This window comes from Paludibacterium purpuratum (assembly GCF_004363805.1).
GTDB classification, from domain to species: Bacteria; Pseudomonadota; Gammaproteobacteria; order Burkholderiales; family Chromobacteriaceae; genus Paludibacterium; species Paludibacterium purpuratum.
Map to the genome: position 1 here is coordinate 15,323 of NZ_SNZP01000010.1, position 15,030 is coordinate 30,352.

The following is a 15,030-nucleotide window of genomic DNA, read 5'->3' on the forward strand; positions in this document are numbered from 1 at the left end:
CCCATCGGGTCAAGACCTGACTCTGGCCAAATTCAGGTCTCCGCCCGATGGCACGCAACATCCCGGCCCGGCACCATGCGCCACTCAACGAGAGGAGCGGGCGGATGGATTTACAGTGGCAGCGACAAGTCGAGCTATGGCAGCGACTACTCGATCGCGACGCGGCGTGCCAGACAATTTGCCGGGTAGGCGGCGACCGGTTGCAGCTGGAGCAGCAGGACGGACGCGCATTGTTGACGGTGTCCAGAACGCTGGCCGACAGCTTCCTCGCGACCGCCCTGCAGCGGCTGCTGGTCTTCCTGTCGCCCGAGGCGTCCAACGGTTTGCCGTTGCGCGCCTGGATCGGCCAGGGACGGCTCTGGCTGATCGTGACCATGCCGAGAGAGACGCCGGCCGAGGATTGGTATGCCATGTCGCAACGGCTGACAGAGCTACTGGATCGCGCGAGCAGGGACGGTCATGGGTTGGGTCAATAAGAGCTTGGCGCTCCTGCGGGGGCGCCAGGATGTGGTGCTGGCCGCCGTGCTGTTGCTGGCGATCTTCATGATGATCCTGCCGCTGCCGACACTGCTGGTCGATGTGCTGATTGCCGTCAACCTGGGCTTGTCGATCCTGCTGTTGATGATGTCGGTGCACCTGCGCGAACCGATGGAGTTCTCCGCCTTCCCCGCGGTGTTGTTGATCACCACCCTCTATCGGTTGGCGCTGACGATCAGCACCAGCCGCCTGATTCTGCTGCAGCACGACGCCGGCGATATCGTGCAGACCTTCGGCGAATTCGCCATCGGCGGCAATCTCGCGGTGGGGTTGATCGTGTTCGCCATCATTACCGTGGTGCAGTTCATCGTGATCACCAAGGGGTCGGAACGGGTGGCCGAGGTCTGCGCCCGTTTCTCGCTCGACGCCATGCCGGGCAAGCAGATGAGTATCGACGGCGACTTGCGCAACGGCTCGATCGACGCCGCCGAGGCTCGACGCCTGCGCTCGATGGTACAGAAGGAAAGCCAGCTGTACGGCGCGATGGATGGCGCGATGAAGTTCGTCAAGGGCGACGCCATCGCCGGCATTATCGTGATCCTGGTGAACATCTTCGGCGGCATCGCCGTCGGCGTTTTCATGCAAGGGATGAGTGCCGGCGAGGCCGCCGCCACCTACGCCATCCTGTCGGTCGGCGACGGTCTGATCGCCCAGATCCCCGCACTGCTGATTTCCATTGCCGCCGGCATCATCGTGACCCGTGTGCCCGGCGAGACGCGCCGCAATCTGGCCGCCGAGCTGTCGAGCCAGGTGACGCGCCATCCCGGTGCCTTGTGGCTGGTGGCGGCCGTGTTGGCGCTCTTCGCTTGCTTGCCGGGTTTTCCGGCGCTGGTGTTTGTACCGTTGGCCGTCATGGTGGCGGGCGGTGCGTTTTGGCTGCAACGCCACCCGCAAGACGCGCAGGGCGAAGGAAAAACGACCGCCGCCGGCCAGCGCGGCGGCGACGAAACGGTGGAGCGCGAGCTCTCCATCGGCGCCGTGCCTTTGCTGTTACGGGTTGCGCCGGATCTGGCGCGCACCGGGCAACTGGAAAAGATGCTGCAAGCCCTGCGATTGGAGCGCTTCGAGTTAACGGGTCTGCCGCTACCCGAGGTGGTGCTGCAGGTCGATGCCTCTCTGTCCGCCGGTCAACTGGATTTTCTGCTGTTCCACGAGTCGATTCTGGCACTGACCCTGCGCCCGTTGGCGATGGTCGACCCGATGGCCGCGCCGTTGCCGCAGGCGGTCGCTCAAGACCCCTTGCCGTTTGGCGGCATGAGCGTGCAGTGGGTGGCGGCCGAGATGGCGCCGCTGTTAGCGGATCTGGGGGTGCGCTTGTTTCAGGGCGCGGAGCGCATCCGCCATTTACTGATCTTGCTGTTGGAGCGCCATAGCGCCGAGTTGATCGGGGTTCAGGAGACCCGCTTCCTGATGGACAAAATGGAGCTGCGTTATGGCGAACTGGTGAAGGAGCTGCAGCGTCAGTTGCCGGTGATGCGGGTGGCGGATGTATTGCGCAGGCTGGTGGCCGAGGGCATTGCGATCCGCGATCTGCGCGCGGTATTCCAGGCGCTGGTCGAGTGGGCGCCGGTCGAGAAGGACCCGGTGATGCTGGCCGAGTATGCGCGCCTGGCGCTCGGACGCCATATCCTGGGCCGCTATCGTGGCGGGCTGGTGTGGCTCAACGCCTGGCTGGTGGGCGCCGAGATCGAGGAGCGGTTGCGCGAATCGATCCGCCAGACCTCGGCCGGCTCGTATTCGGCGCTGTCGCCCGAGGAGAACGAGCAAATCGTGGCGGCCATCCGCGCCGCGCTGGCGCGCGACCGGCCGGCCGGCGCGGTGCTGGTCACCGCCATCGACGTGCGCCGCTTCGTGCGCAAATTGATCGAGCGCGAGCTGTTCGACTTGCCGGTGCTGTCGTTCCAGGAGGTGGGCAATGAAGTGGAGCTCAAGGTTCTGGGCCATATCGATCTGATGGTCGACGACCATGCGCTTGCCTGACGTGCCGGCCATCGTGGCGGCCATGGCGCCGCCGGCGATCGACCTGGGGCGTGCCGAGGTGCAGGAAGGGCGCGTGAGCGAGGTTCGACCGACGCTGTTGCGCGCCCATCTACCGCAGGCGGGCTTGGGCGAGTTGTGCGAGTTGGCGGGGGGCGGTCTTGCCGAAGTGATCGGTTTGGCGGCAGGGGACGCCCTGTTGTCGCCCTACCGCGAGCCGGTCGGCGTGCGGGTGGGATCCTTTGTCCGCCCCTGCGGTGCCAGAGCCCAGATCGGCGTCGGCCCGGCGCTGCTCGGGCGTGTGCTCGACGCGCTCGGCCGGCCGTGCGACGGACTGCCCGCACCGCGGGTCGAGTCGCGGCGCAGTGTGGATACCGATGCGCCCGACCCGATGCGCCGGCTGGCCATCGACCGTTGCCTGCCCATGGGCGTGCGCGCCATCGACACCACGCTGACGGTGGGGCTTGGGCAGCGGCTGGGCATTTTCGCGCCAGCGGGGTGCGGCAAGAGCACGCTGCTGGCCATGCTGTGTGCCGGCAGCCGCGCCGATGTGGTGGTGCTGTCGTTGATCGGCGAACGGGGCCGCGAGGTGCGCGAATTCCTGGAGCAGGTCCTGACGCCGGCTGCGCGGGCGAAGAGCGTGGTGGTGGTGGCGACCTCGGATCGGCCGGCGCTGGAGCGGCTGAAGGCGGCAGCGACCGCCACCACGATTGCCGAGTACTTCCGCGATCAGGGATGCAATGTGCTGCTGCTGGTCGATTCGTTGACGCGTTATGCGCGTGCCGTGCGCGAAATCGGCCTGGCGGCCGGCGAGCCGATGGTCGGCGGCGGTTACCCGCCCAGCCTGTATGCGCAGTTGCCTAGGTTGTTGGAAAGGGCCGGGCGCGGCGAAACCGGCAGTATCACGGCGTTTTACACCGTGTTGATGGAAGATCGCCACGATCCGCTGGCCGAGGAGGTTCGCTCCTTGCTCGATGGCCATATCGTCCTGTCGCGCAAGCTGGCCGAGGCCAACCACTATCCGGCAATCGATGTATTGGCCAGTATCAGCCGGGTGATGCACCAAGTGGCCGAGCCGGCGCATCGCGCCGCCGCCGGCCGCTTGCGTCAACTGTTGGCGACGTGGAACGAGGTCGAGCTGTTGCTGCGCGTCGGCGAGTATCAGCCCGGTCAGGATGCCGAAACCGACGAGGCGATCGACCGGCGTGCCAAGCTCAATGCCTTGCTGCGGCAGCCGGTGGATCAGTACTGCGACTTCGCCGACGCGCTGGCGCAATTGGCGCAGTCGGTGGGCGTGCCATGCTGAGCACCCTTGTGGCCATCAAGGCGCGGCGCGCGAGCCGGCTACGGGCAAAGCTTGCGCGTTTGGCGCTCGAAGCGGCCGAGCTCATGGCGCGTCGCGACGAGGTGCAGCGGCAGCGCGCGGCGTTGCGGCTGCAGCGGCAAGCCCTGTTGCACGAGAGCGGTGTGCTGAGCCAGCGCGACTTGGCTGCACTACGTACTCGCCTAGACCGCCAACGGCAATCGGAGCGCGCGCTCTTGGGCGAACTGCGGTCGCTGGCCGAGGCGCGGTGCGAACTGGATGTCATGCGCGACGCGCTGTCCGAGCAATTGCGCCGGCTGCTGCGGACGCAGGAGAAACTGTCGATGATGATGGAGCTGCTGTGAAAACGACTCTGGGCCCCAAGGCGTTTGCCTTTCCCGCCGCGGACGACGAGCACGAAACGCACCAGGCGCCGCCGGACGCCATGGCGACACGTTTTACCGCGCTGATGGCCGAGCCATCGGTCGACGATGTCGCGCACGCACCGTCCTCGGCCGCCTCGCCGCCTCTCGGATCGGGCCGGCCGCCATGCCAGATCGAGAGCGCACAGTCTTTGGTATTGCGAGTGAGCAATGGCCCGATGGCGGGCATGCAATTGCGCGTCTTCTGGCGCGACGGGCGGCTGGAGATTCGCTTCAATCCGACCGACCCGGCGCTCTCGCGACAACTCGATGAGCAAGACGCCGAGCTTGGCGCGGCATTGAGCCAGGTGTTGGGTGTGACGGTGCGGGTGGGGGCGGAGCGCGATGGCGCTGCATGACGATCCGACGCTCGACCTGTTTCTGCTCAGCCGCATCGGGGCGTCCGCCTTCAGCGATGAGACCCGGGTGACCGCCCGCCGTGCGCAACCGTCCGGCAGCGGCGTGCGCATCGACGCACAGTGCGACGGTGCGGCGCTGGCTTTCTGGGTGGCAGAAGCGGATTGGTGCGCCTGGCTTGCGCCGCATTGGCCCGTGCCGGCGTTGGCGGCGCTGGATAAGGCCTTATGGCCGCTGGCGGCGGGCATCACCTTGACGCCGCTTGAGCGCTTATTGACGGCCGCCGGTTTGGCCCCATGCCAGGCCGCCCGGCTGACCCCCGCCGAGGCGCCGACGGTGCGCAGCTGGTGCCTGCTGTGCGAAGACGAGGCGCGACGGCTGCCGCTCTATGTGCAGACCGCGCCGTCCGATTGGCTCGCGGGCTTGCTGCAAATGCTGCGCCCGGACGACTCGGCGATGTTGACCGTGCCGCTGGGGCTTGGCTGGTGCATGGCGTCGGACGGGTTGGCCTTGGGCGATGCACTGCCGGTGCTGGGGGCGGGGGACGCGCTGGATCGGTTCTGGCTGCATCCGGCGCTGGCGCCTGGCCGGATTCGACTATCGAGCGCCACGGCGGCGCAAATCGATGAGCCGCTGGCTCAGCCGACCGGCTTGGTGGGCGCCTGGTCGGTCGAGGTCGCGGCACTGCGGGCGGCAACCCACCAACTCTGGCCCTGGCAGCCGGGTGCGGCGGTGGATGTCCAGGTGATGACGCATCCGTTGGCACGGTTGGTGTCGGCGGGCCGGACGCAGGCATTGGGTACGCTGCTGCGCCTGACGGACGGCTGGGCGGTACGTATCGAGCGACTACGGCCGTAGGGTGCGTTCGCGAAGCAACGCACCGACCTCCATGGCGAAGGGGGCCTACGCGCCGGGGGGCAGCAGGCGGGCGTTGGAGAGCGAGGCGACTTCGGGGTGATCGGGCTCGATTTGTCCTTCGTCGTCGGCCAGTCGCAAGGGGAGGCGGGCCAGGTCGGCCATGACGTCGCCTTCCTTGCCGATTTCCGGGTCGCCGAGCAAGGCCAGCAGCGAGAGGCGGTAAGCGGTTTCGTTATACGTGTCGGCCAACACGGCCGCCGTCAGCGGCGTGGCCTGGCGCAATCCCGCCAGCGTTTCGTATAACGCCTCGGCAGCTTCCAGCCGCTCGATTTCCACCTCGGTCGATTCGGGCGCCGCCGCCGCATTAGGCAAAGCGGCATCGCGCTCGCGCGCCCGTTCGCGCGCCAAGAGTTCGAATTCGGCCACATCGGCCATCTCGGGCGTCGACAGGAACGCCGGTTCCAAGCAGAAAGCCAGGCGGTCGGCCAGTAGCGCGGCCAGTTTATCGGCCGACAGGTGGCGCAAGTAATCGGCGAGGTCGGTGGAGGTCAGGCCGGACGCGCCCAGGTGGACGCGCTGGGCGGCCAATTGTGCCAAGCGCCGTTCGAAGGTGCCCGCCAGCGCCAGCATGCGGCTTTGCGCCAGCGCGATGGCTTGTGCCTGGTTGAGCGTGGCCAGCGACAGATCGTCGCCGGCGGTCAGCGTGCGCACCACCTCGGTCGATTTGCCCACCCAGCGCCACACGGCTTCCAGGCGGTGCTGCGCGGCGCGGATGCGGAATTCCGATTGCGACTCCAGCGCTTCCTCGAACTCGGCATACAGCTCGTTGAGTCGGGCCAGCAGGTGCTTGAGCGCCTCATCCGATACCTGGCCCACGGCTTGCCCTGCGGCGACCTGGCTGGTCAGATAGCCCAGTTCGACGTCGTCGCCGGCGAAATCGATCATGGTCGATAGCGCGGCCAGTGCCACGCGCGCGCCTTCGGAGAGTTGGTACAGCCCGGTGTCGGATTGCCAGATCAGCAGCTCGCCTTCGCGCAGGCGCTTGAGAATGGTGTCGAGCTTGACCGGCTGCAAGTAGGCGAACCGCTGGGCCAGTTCCTGCGGACTCCAGAACGGCGTATCGGTCTGGGCGCCGAGTTCGCGCAGCACCAATAGGCGCATCAGCACTTCCTCGTCGCCCCCGCGGAACAGGGTGATGAAGACCGATAGATAGGGCCAGGCGCCGGTCAGGCGCGTGACCGTCGCCAGTTCGGCGGGTGCGATACCCGCCTGAAAAAACGCTTCCAGGGAATCCACGCAGCGTCCGTTAGTCGTCAACGCCGGCTACGGGTTGGATCAGACTGGATCGCTGCGCCTTGGCTTCGGCGGCCTGCTGTTTCTCCACCTCGGCGGCTGCCCGTGCGGCGGCGCGTGCCACTTCCAGATAGTCCATGATGGCACGGGTCAACTCGCGCGTCCCTTCGCCGGTCAAGGCCGAGATGGTGAACACGCGGTGGGCGGCCATATCGAAACCGTCGCGGTCGTCGGCAACGTCGCGCGGCCAATTCAGTCCGTCGAGGAAGGCTTCGATTTTCTCGCGGCGTTCGTCGTCGTCCAGCATGTCGAGCTTGTTGAGTACCAGCCAGCGAGGCTTGTTGTGCAGCGCCTCGTCGTACTTGCGCAGCTCCTCGACGATCGCTTGCGCTTCGCGCACCGGATCGACCTCGGGGTCGAACGGCGCCAAGTCCACCACATGCAGCAGCAGGCCGGTGCGGCTCAGATGCTTGAGGAAGCGGTGACCCAGGCCGGCGCCTTCCGCCGCGCCTTCGATCAGGCCCGGAATGTCGGCGATGACGAAACTCTGTGCATCGTTCATGCGCACCACACCCAGGTTGGGGTGCAAGGTGGTGAACGGATAATCGGCCACCTTGGGCTTGGCGGCGGAGACCGATCGGATCAGGGTCGACTTGCCGGCATTGGGCATACCCAATAGACCGACGTCGGCCAGCACCTTCAATTCCAGGCGCAACACGCGCTTTTCGCCTTCTTCGCCCGGCGTGCACTGGCGCGGCGCACGGTTGGTCGACGATTTGAAGTGCAGGTTGCCCAGACCGCCCTTGCCGCCGCGGGCCACTTGCACGCGTTGGCCATGCTGGGTCAGGTCGGCGATGACTTCTTCGGTGTCCACGTCCACCACCAGCGTGCCGACCGGCATGCGCAGCTCGATATCTTCGCCGCCCTTGCCGTAGCAGTCGGAACTGCCGCCACGTTCGCCGTGTTCGGCCTGGTAGCGCTTGACGAAGCGGTACTCGACCAACGTATTGATGTTTTCGTCGGCCACGGCATACACGCTGCCGCCCCGGCCGCCGTCGCCACCGTCCGGACCGCCGAACGGCACATACTTTTCGCGGCGGAAACTGGCGGCGCCATTGCCGCCCTTGCCGCCGACCACCTCAATACGTGCTTCGTCAATGAACTTCATCTCTATTCCTCCCGGAATTGATCTTGCTCGGTCGTGCCTGCGCCGGATCGTCGATCCGCGCTATGAAAAAAGCCCTATCACCAAGGATAGGGCTTTTTCAGGGGGGCTCAAGCGCTTCCCCTGCCGGTCGCGACGATTACTCGCCTTCGACACCGGTGTACGGAACCACGGTCACGTACTTGCGTTGCTGTGCACCCTTAACGGTGAACTGAACGTAGCCGTCAACCTTGGCGAACAGCGTGTGATCCTTGCCGCAACCGACGTTTTCACCTGCGTGGAAACGGGTGCCGCGCTGACGCACGATGATGGAACCGGCCGGAATCAGTTCGCTGCCGTATACCTTCACGCCCAGGCGTTTGGATTCGGAATCGCGACCGTTGCGGGAGCTACCGCCTGCTTTTTTATGTGCCATGACTGTTTACTCCTTACTTGGCAATCGCGTCGATACGGATTTCGGTGTAGTTCTGACGATGACCCTGATGCTTCTGGTAGTGCTTGCGACGACGCATCTTGAAGATGCGGATCTTTTCGCCGCGACCGTGAGCAACGACAGTTGCCGTAACGGTAGCGCCAGCGATGCGGGGGGTCCCTACGGTAACCTGATCACCGTCAGCAACCATCAATACTTCTTCAAGTACGATCTGGCTGTCGATGTCTGCAGGTATCTGTTCTACTTTGAGTTTTTCGCCAACGGCAACTTTGTATTGTTTGCCGCCAGTTTTTACGACCGCATACATTCGTATAGCTCCTAAAGTTCATATCTACCCGCCAAAAAGACGGGAAGCCGGTCATTCTATTCGGGCGATTGCAAACTTGTCAAATATTTCATGAGCTTAGCCTGTCATTCAGTTGGCATGGCGAGTCCGACGGCTTTTCTGCTAGAATCGAGCGGTTTCCTCGGCATAAACCAATAACTGGCTCATATAAACCGTGTCCGTGACCCCGCTTTTCCGTTCCCTGATCGCCGATGATATGCAAGCGGTCGACCGCGTCATCCGCACGCGCCTGCACTCCGATGTGGTTCTGATCCGCCAAGTATCGGAATACATCATCTCGGCCGGTGGCAAACGCCTGCGTCCCGCGCTGACCCTGCTGTCCGGTCAGGCCTGCGGCTATCGCGGCGAGCATCTGTTCGAATTGGCCGCCATGGTGGAGTGTATTCATACCGCCACGCTGCTGCACGACGACGTGGTGGACGAGTCCGAGCTGCGGCGCGGCCGGGAAACCGCCAACGCGCTGTTCGGCAATGCGGCCAGCGTGCTGGTGGGCGACTTCCTCTATACCCGCGCCTTCCAGATGATGGTCACCACCGACAATATGCGCATCCTGCAGGTGATGGCCGAGGCCACCAACATCATCGCCGAGGGCGAGGTACTGCAGTTGCTCAACATCGGCAATGCCGATGTCGACGAGACCGCCTATCTGCAAGTGATCGAATACAAGACGGCCAAGCTGTTCGAGGCGGCCTGCCGTGTCGGCGCCTTGCTCGCCGGCGCCGATGCCGCCACCGAAACCGCGCTGGCCGACTACGGCCGCTACCTGGGCTGTGCCTTCCAGATCATCGACGACGTACTCGATTACAGTGGCGATGCCGAAACCATCGGCAAGAGCCTGGGCGACGACCTGGCCGAAGGCAAGCCGACCCTGCCGTTGATCTATACAATGAAGCACGGTTCTCCGGAAGAGGCCGAATGCGTGCGGCAGGCGATCACGCATGCCAGTCGCGATCATTTTCAGCAGGTACTGTCTGCGGTACAATCCTGCGGCGCGCTGGGCTATGCCCACCAAGCGGCGGTACAGGCCTCGCAAAAGGCCATCGCCGCCATCGCCGGTCTACCCGAGTCGGACGCCCTTCGCGCCATGCGCGAACTGGCCGACTATGCGGTCAATCGGCAATCCTGATACTGGTCTCCGTAGTTAAATGGATATAACAGCCCCCTCCTAAGGGGCAGTTACAGGTTCGATTCCTGTCGGGGGCGCCAAACTCTTGTTTCATGGTATTTCATGAACCACAAAAACCCGTTGAGCGTAAGGCTTTGCGGGTTTTTTGTTGTCTTGGCGTGTTGCGCGGAGTTTCTTGATATACCGTCAAGCTTGGCATCATGCCCTCTTAATGACTACCTGGTATGCAACGAGTGTGATAAGGGGGGGCATGATCGTGAAACGAAACGCTGTTGGCACGCTGCCGGGGTCGTGGCTTAAAGTGAGAATTCGATGCCTCACCCCGTCAATGGCAGGCTAGAAGCAAAGCCCTAGAAAGCAACAGATTCGTGTAAGGTGATTGCGCTATCGTAAAAGGAAAATAATTGTAAAACCGTATGCCTAACTATATTAGTTAAAGTTTTTGATATTACAGGTTGACGGATGGATAAGTGTGTTGAAAAAAAGCCAGCAATGTTGTTTTTAACAATCTACCGGCTTTTGTTTTTAATGCCCCGCATGACTGAAGGTGTGGTGGCGAGGAGTGTGTGGTTTAATTTGTGAATGCTTGGTGTTCTTTATTTTGGAAACATAAAATTTTTTAATTATTTGGTTTGAGTGATGGGTAATGTGTTTATGTGATTTGTGATTTCTGAAATATATTTATTAAAATTTTTGTCTTTATTATCTGGCAACATGAAAATATGACCAATACTACTGTTTATTATTTGGGAAACAATCGCACCACCAATCGCACCTCCAACAGCACCATATCCTGCTGCCTGGCCGTAGCTAATTGAATTACTGTTTGAGACAGAACGGGATGCCAAGCCACCAGTGGCACCACCTAGAGCACCCGCCGTTGCAAACGCAACCGTATTGACGCCAGTTGATTTTGAGTCAGGGGGAAAATAGGCATTAGAGCAACTTGCACCAGAAGGGGCTGGTGTGAAAGTGGGTTCTGTTGTTGAGAAATATTGGTATATGAGAGGTTTTTTTCCTGGCGACTTAGGTATAAATATACCACCATCATGATTTTTGTGCATAAATGGTGTTGATGGTTTGTTAGCCAATTCATCTTGCATGAAGTATAGACCACCAACTGGTGCGCGATAGTAAACACCATTTTCATCTTCAAGCTCGGAAATATAGGGTCCATCGGCAAGTTTAATGGTCCATTTGTCTTTAAACAGACCATCTTCCCAATGTGCTTCAACCCCTTTGGGAACTTCAATGCAAGTCAATGGCCTGGGAGTTGTCAGTTGGCTTGGATTTATTTCCGTTGCACAACCACTCAGTAGGGAAACAGTGAAAACTAACACTGATGTTGACAATAATGTTGTGAAATTTTCCATGATTTTTTTATGAGAGCACTTGTAGAAGGTGAAAATTAATTCTGTAAGGGAATAATACAATATTTTTTCACTAATAGCAGCCAACACAGGACGAATGAGTTTTCTGAACAAAAAAATGGACGTACTGGCTGAGACGCGGTAGTGGTACCGTTGGAAGATGCATATATTAGGAAAATCATGGTTATCCCGTGGCTACCGTTGAAGTTTTTTGCCATATATTCATGGTCTTGCATTGGACTGTGGTGGGGTGTGTATCCCGGAATCAGGGACGATGGCTAGCAAGTGCCTGCGGTTGGCCGCCCACCTTCATGGACGGTGTGTTTGGCGATATGATATGAGTGGAGAAATTTTAAACCTATTAATATAAAATAGATGCGTTGCTTATTCGATTCCTGTCGGGGCGCCAAACTCTTGTTTCATGGCATTGCATGAGACATCAAAACTTGCTAAGCACAAGGCTTTTCGGGTTTTTTGTTGTCTTGGCGTGTGTCAGAGGGTTTCTTGACATACCAGTCATGGCTGACTGAGTTGTGTATTGTAAAATGAGGGTATGAATGGATATCCAATTTAATGAGCCATTTGAATTTCAGCTTGATGTGGTTGAGGTGGATGATCACGTTCCATCACTGCGGGCGCACGTCCACATAAATATGGGCATCGGGAAAAGCAAGCTGATATACGATGACTTTATTTGGATTGAATGCGAAGTATGGGATCGTTTTCTAAAGGCGTTGCGAAGCCCTCCAATCGATCCTGTCTCGTTGTATGATATGGACGAACACTGTGCATTATCGATCCATCGCTCAGAGCAAGGAGTCGTTTTGACGTGGAATCTCTTAGATCCATATGGGTTCTGCATCTGCCAACAAAGCATGACAGCCTTGTTTACGGCGGTGATCACTGAAGATGCCCATGCAAAGATTCGAGAAGCGTTTGAAGATTTTCCATCTTGGTGGTGATTATTGCTCGTCATTGGCAAATAGTGTTGCCTCACATCAAAGCCAGACATGACCATAGCCATTAGGCTTCAAATTTTGATGCGTAGGTTGCCAGGAGAGGCTCTTTGATTACCGCCATCATTCTCATTAGCCTATTTCTGATCTGCGCCCTGCAGTTGGTGATTGCCATCCACGCCTTTCGGATATCGACTCGCGAAGGGCTGTTGTGTTTGTTCTTTCCGCTATACGTCTACTTCTTCGCCCGCAAAACCGATAGCGCCCGTAAGTGGTTGTTGACGCTGTACGCGGCGCTTGGTCTATTGCTGGTTGGCGTGATTCTGGCGGCTGTCTGACAATCCCAGAGTGCTAGCGCGAATGGGTTGATCACACACGGCAATGGCTGTCGTTGCTGTAACGGCTTGAGCCGCGATTAGCCGTCAACATCACAGATTCGCGACCGCTCCCTCCGACCTCCGTGTTGTGCTTGCTACATGGCCGTCGCCCAAATGCCGACGCGGACATATTCCTGGCTTTTGGGTTGTATGCCATGCATGCTGCTAGAGATCTATTTGTTTTGTATAACGATTCGGCTGAAGAAGGCTAAGAGTTATGTCAGAACACTCATGGCGCCTGTGTCTGCTACTGCTGTTGTGCTGGCTGCCGAGCGCGGCGCGTGCGGTCGATGCTCGCTGCGATAAGGTGGTGATTTCGGCTGATCCGGCGTATCCGCCCTTGCACTGGTACGACGGAAACACGCTGCAAGGCGCCAGCATCGCGATCGCTACCCGGGTGTTGTCCGACCTGCACGTCCCTTACGAAGTTCGTTATGTCGGCCCGCTCAAGCGGGTGCTTGGGTTGGCCCAGAGCGGGCAAGTGGATGTGGTGGCCACATTGAAGATGACGCCGGAGCGCCAGGCGTTTTTGCGCTATGGCAGCACCCCGGCGCTGAACAACCCCGTTGCGGTGTTTGTGACGCGGCAAGGCCGCTTTCACTATACCGATTGGCAAGACCTGATCGGCAAGCGCGGCGCGGTGGCCGCGGGGAATCAGTTTGGCGACGGGTTTGACGACTATCTGCGTGGTCGTTTGACGGTTAGCGTGGTGCCGGATCTGACGCGGCTGTTTCTGCTGCTGCAGTACCAGCATGCCGATTATGCCGTGACCGGCCTGTATCCCGGCATGGCCTGGCTGGCGGCCAAAGGTGACGAAAACCGCTATGTCGCCTTGCATCCGTTTGTCGTCAATACACAGAACTATGTGACCTTCTCCCGCGCCAGTCCGTGTGCGACTTTATTGCCGGCCTTCGATCAGCGCCTGCGCACGTTGATTCATGCGCATGCCTTTGACCATATCGTCGAGGATTACATGGCGATGTGGCGCCAGCATCCGGTGCTGGGAAAGTGAGTGGCGCCAAGCGATCTGCATAATTTAGAAGGAGCGGCTGCAGCCGCTCCTTCTAATCTTTAGGGCGCGCTATTCGGCGCCCTGCGATTACGCGGTGATCGGCTTTTTCAGAATGCGCAACATGACCGCCGTCACGACCGTGCCGACGACCAGACTCAACACATAGAACCCCAAGTGCGTGACCGCATCGGGAATCAGCAGGACGAAGATGCCGCCGTGCGGCACATGCAGTTCGGCGTTCATCCCCATCGACAGCGCGCCCGTGATGGCCGAGCCGACCATCAGCGACGGGATGACGTGCAGCGGATCGCGCGCGGCGAAGGGAATGGCGCCTTCGGTAATGAAGGAAATACCCAGAACGGCAGCAGCCTTACCGGCTTCGTGCTCATCCTTGGTAAAGCGATCCGCGAACAGCATGGTGGCCAGCGCGATACCCAGCGGCGGGGTCATGCCAGCCGCCATCGCGGCTGCCATCGGGGTGTAAACCTGGCTTGCGAGCAGGCCGGTGGCGAAGGTGTAGGCCGACTTGTTGATCGGGCCGCCCATATCGAAAGCCATCATGCTGCCGATCAATGCGCCGAGCAGGATGGCGCTGGAGCCCTGCATGCCCTTGAGCCACGCGGTGACCGCAGCGAGCAATTGGGCGCAGGGGGTGCCGATGACAAAGATCATCAACAGGCCGACCAGCAGCGAGCCCAGCACAGGCAGGATCAGCACAGGCTTCAGGCCTTCCAGATGACGGTGCAGCTTGATATGGCGGTTCAGCCAGTCGGTGCTGTAACCGGCGAAGAAGCCGGCGACGATCCCGCCAAGGAACCCCGCGCCGGTGCTGGCTGCCAGCATGCCGCCAACCATCCCTGGGGTGATGCCGGGGCGGTCGGCAATGGAGTAAGCGATGTAGCCGGACAAAATCGGAACCATCAGTGCGAAGGCCGACTTGGCGCCAATCTGGAACAGCGCCCAGGCGAAGGAGCCTTGGTTGCTGTCTTTAAAGACATAAATGCCGCCCAAGGCAAAGGCGAGCGCAATCAAGATGCCGCCCGTCACCACAAAAGGCAGCATGAACGACACGCCGGTCATCAGGTGCTTGTATACCCCGCTGCGTTGCGCGGTCAGCTCGGCTTTGGCGGCCTTGGTTTGGTCGAGCAAGTCTGGTGCGGCGGTCCCATGTACTTTGGCCTCTGCCTGCGCCGTGTTCACCAGCCCGGCGCCATCGCCGATGGCGGCCTTGGTGCTGGTCGAGTACAGGCGCTTGCCGACGAAGCGGCTCAGGTCGACGTTGGTGTCGGCGGCAATGATGACGAGGTCGGCGCGCGCGATTTCTTCGGCGCTCAGCGTATTTTGCGATCCGACCGAGCCCTGAGTCTCGACTTTGATCTCATGACCCAGTTGTTGTGCGCCCTGGGTGAGCCCTTCCGCCGCCATAAAGGTATGCGCAATACCTGTTGGACATGAGGTAATGCCAACGATATAGAGTTGAGACATGTCTTTCTCCTGT

Annotated in this window: 16 protein-coding genes and 1 tRNA gene; 11 read left to right on the forward strand and 6 right to left on the reverse strand. The window is 60.5% G+C overall.

The genetic code is table 11. The annotated features are described in order from the left end of the window. Positions 1 to 104: 104 nt before the first annotated feature. Genes DFP86_RS12665 through DFP86_RS12690 form a run of 6 tightly spaced genes read left to right on the forward strand, consistent with a single transcriptional unit; the run spans position 105 to position 5,454 of the window. Positions 105 to 476 (forward strand): type III secretion system chaperone family protein, encoded by a 372-nt coding sequence (locus DFP86_RS12665; protein ID WP_133681769.1) that lies wholly within the window; start codon positions 105 to 107, stop codon positions 474 to 476. Next, on the forward strand, positions 460 to 2,517 hold the full coding sequence (locus DFP86_RS12670) for an EscV/YscV/HrcV family type III secretion system export apparatus protein (RefSeq protein WP_133681771.1): 2,058 nt from the start codon (positions 460 to 462) through the stop codon (positions 2,515 to 2,517). Before DFP86_RS12665 ends, DFP86_RS12670 begins: the two co-directional genes overlap by 17 nt. Beyond that, positions 2,504 to 3,820 carry a FliI/YscN family ATPase gene (locus DFP86_RS12675; RefSeq protein WP_133681773.1) on the forward strand — a complete coding sequence of 439 codons (1,317 nt, stop codon included), beginning with the start codon at positions 2,504 to 2,506 and terminating at the stop codon, positions 3,818 to 3,820. Before DFP86_RS12670 ends, DFP86_RS12675 begins: the two co-directional genes overlap by 14 nt. Continuing rightward, positions 3,814 to 4,182 carry a hypothetical protein gene (locus tag DFP86_RS12680; RefSeq protein WP_133681776.1) on the forward strand — a complete coding sequence of 123 codons (369 nt, stop codon included), beginning with the start codon at positions 3,814 to 3,816 and terminating at the stop codon, positions 4,180 to 4,182. Before DFP86_RS12675 ends, DFP86_RS12680 begins: the two co-directional genes overlap by 7 nt. Then, on the forward strand, positions 4,179 to 4,598 hold the full coding sequence (locus DFP86_RS12685) for a hypothetical protein (RefSeq protein WP_133681778.1): 420 nt from the start codon (positions 4,179 to 4,181) through the stop codon (positions 4,596 to 4,598). Before DFP86_RS12680 ends, DFP86_RS12685 begins: the two co-directional genes overlap by 4 nt. Next, on the forward strand, positions 4,585 to 5,454 hold the full coding sequence (locus DFP86_RS12690; protein ID WP_133681780.1) for a hypothetical protein: 870 nt from the start codon (positions 4,585 to 4,587) through the stop codon (positions 5,452 to 5,454). The genes DFP86_RS12685 and DFP86_RS12690 overlap by 14 nt, the downstream gene beginning before the upstream one ends. 45 nt (positions 5,455 to 5,499) lie before the next feature. On the opposite strand, the gene DFP86_RS12695 is transcribed toward DFP86_RS12690, so the two are convergent. From DFP86_RS12695 to rplU, 4 genes are all read right to left on the reverse strand, one after another. Next, a complete protein-coding gene (locus tag DFP86_RS12695; RefSeq protein WP_133681782.1) occupies positions 5,500 to 6,750 on the reverse strand; it encodes a hypothetical protein in 1,251 nt (416 codons plus the stop codon). Between the two features lie 10 nt (positions 6,751 to 6,760). Then, positions 6,761 to 7,915, reverse strand: coding sequence for a GTPase ObgE (obgE, locus tag DFP86_RS12700; protein WP_133681783.1), 1,155 nt, complete (start codon positions 7,913 to 7,915; stop codon positions 6,761 to 6,763). Between the two features lie 136 nt (positions 7,916 to 8,051). After that, positions 8,052 to 8,327: a 50S ribosomal protein L27 gene (gene rpmA, locus DFP86_RS12705; protein WP_133681785.1), complete on the reverse strand. Its 276-nt coding sequence runs from the start codon at positions 8,325 to 8,327 to the stop codon at positions 8,052 to 8,054. 13 nt (positions 8,328 to 8,340) lie between these two features. Next, complete coding sequence (rplU, locus tag DFP86_RS12710) at positions 8,341 to 8,652, reverse strand: 50S ribosomal protein L21 (protein ID WP_133681788.1); 312 nt, start codon at positions 8,650 to 8,652, stop codon at positions 8,341 to 8,343. Between the two features lie 199 nt (positions 8,653 to 8,851). On the opposite strand from rplU, the gene ispB reads away from it, so the two are divergent. Further along, positions 8,852 to 9,817, forward strand: a complete 966-nt coding sequence (gene ispB / locus DFP86_RS12715) for an octaprenyl diphosphate synthase (protein ID WP_133681790.1) — start codon at positions 8,852 to 8,854, stop codon at positions 9,815 to 9,817. A 5-nt stretch (positions 9,818 to 9,822) separates the two neighbouring features. Beyond that, positions 9,823 to 9,897, forward strand: a tRNA-Arg gene (locus DFP86_RS12720). Between the two features lie 543 nt (positions 9,898 to 10,440). Here the strand turns inward: DFP86_RS12720 and DFP86_RS12725 are convergent. Further along, positions 10,441 to 11,190: a hypothetical protein gene (locus tag DFP86_RS12725; RefSeq protein WP_133681792.1), complete on the reverse strand. Its 750-nt coding sequence runs from the start codon at positions 11,188 to 11,190 to the stop codon at positions 10,441 to 10,443. Between the two features lie 554 nt (positions 11,191 to 11,744). Between DFP86_RS12725 and DFP86_RS12730 the strand changes: the two genes are divergently transcribed. From DFP86_RS12730 to DFP86_RS12740, 3 genes are all read left to right on the forward strand, one after another. Then, positions 11,745 to 12,149 (forward strand): hypothetical protein, encoded by a 405-nt coding sequence (locus tag DFP86_RS12730; RefSeq protein ID WP_133681794.1) that lies wholly within the window; start codon positions 11,745 to 11,747, stop codon positions 12,147 to 12,149. Between the two features lie 104 nt (positions 12,150 to 12,253). Then, entirely contained in the window at positions 12,254 to 12,481 is a 228-nt protein-coding gene (locus DFP86_RS12735; RefSeq protein ID WP_133681796.1) for a hypothetical protein, read from the forward strand. Positions 12,482 to 12,737: 256 nt separating this feature from the next. Continuing rightward, positions 12,738 to 13,532 carry a substrate-binding periplasmic protein gene (locus DFP86_RS12740; RefSeq protein ID WP_133681798.1) on the forward strand — a complete coding sequence of 265 codons (795 nt, stop codon included), beginning with the start codon at positions 12,738 to 12,740 and terminating at the stop codon, positions 13,530 to 13,532. 87 nt (positions 13,533 to 13,619) lie between these two features. Here DFP86_RS12740 and DFP86_RS12745 read toward each other — a convergent pair whose 3' ends face one another. Beyond that, entirely contained in the window at positions 13,620 to 15,017 is a 1,398-nt protein-coding gene (locus DFP86_RS12745; protein WP_133681800.1) for a PTS fructose transporter subunit IIC, read from the reverse strand. Positions 15,018 to 15,030 lie beyond the last annotated feature (13 nt).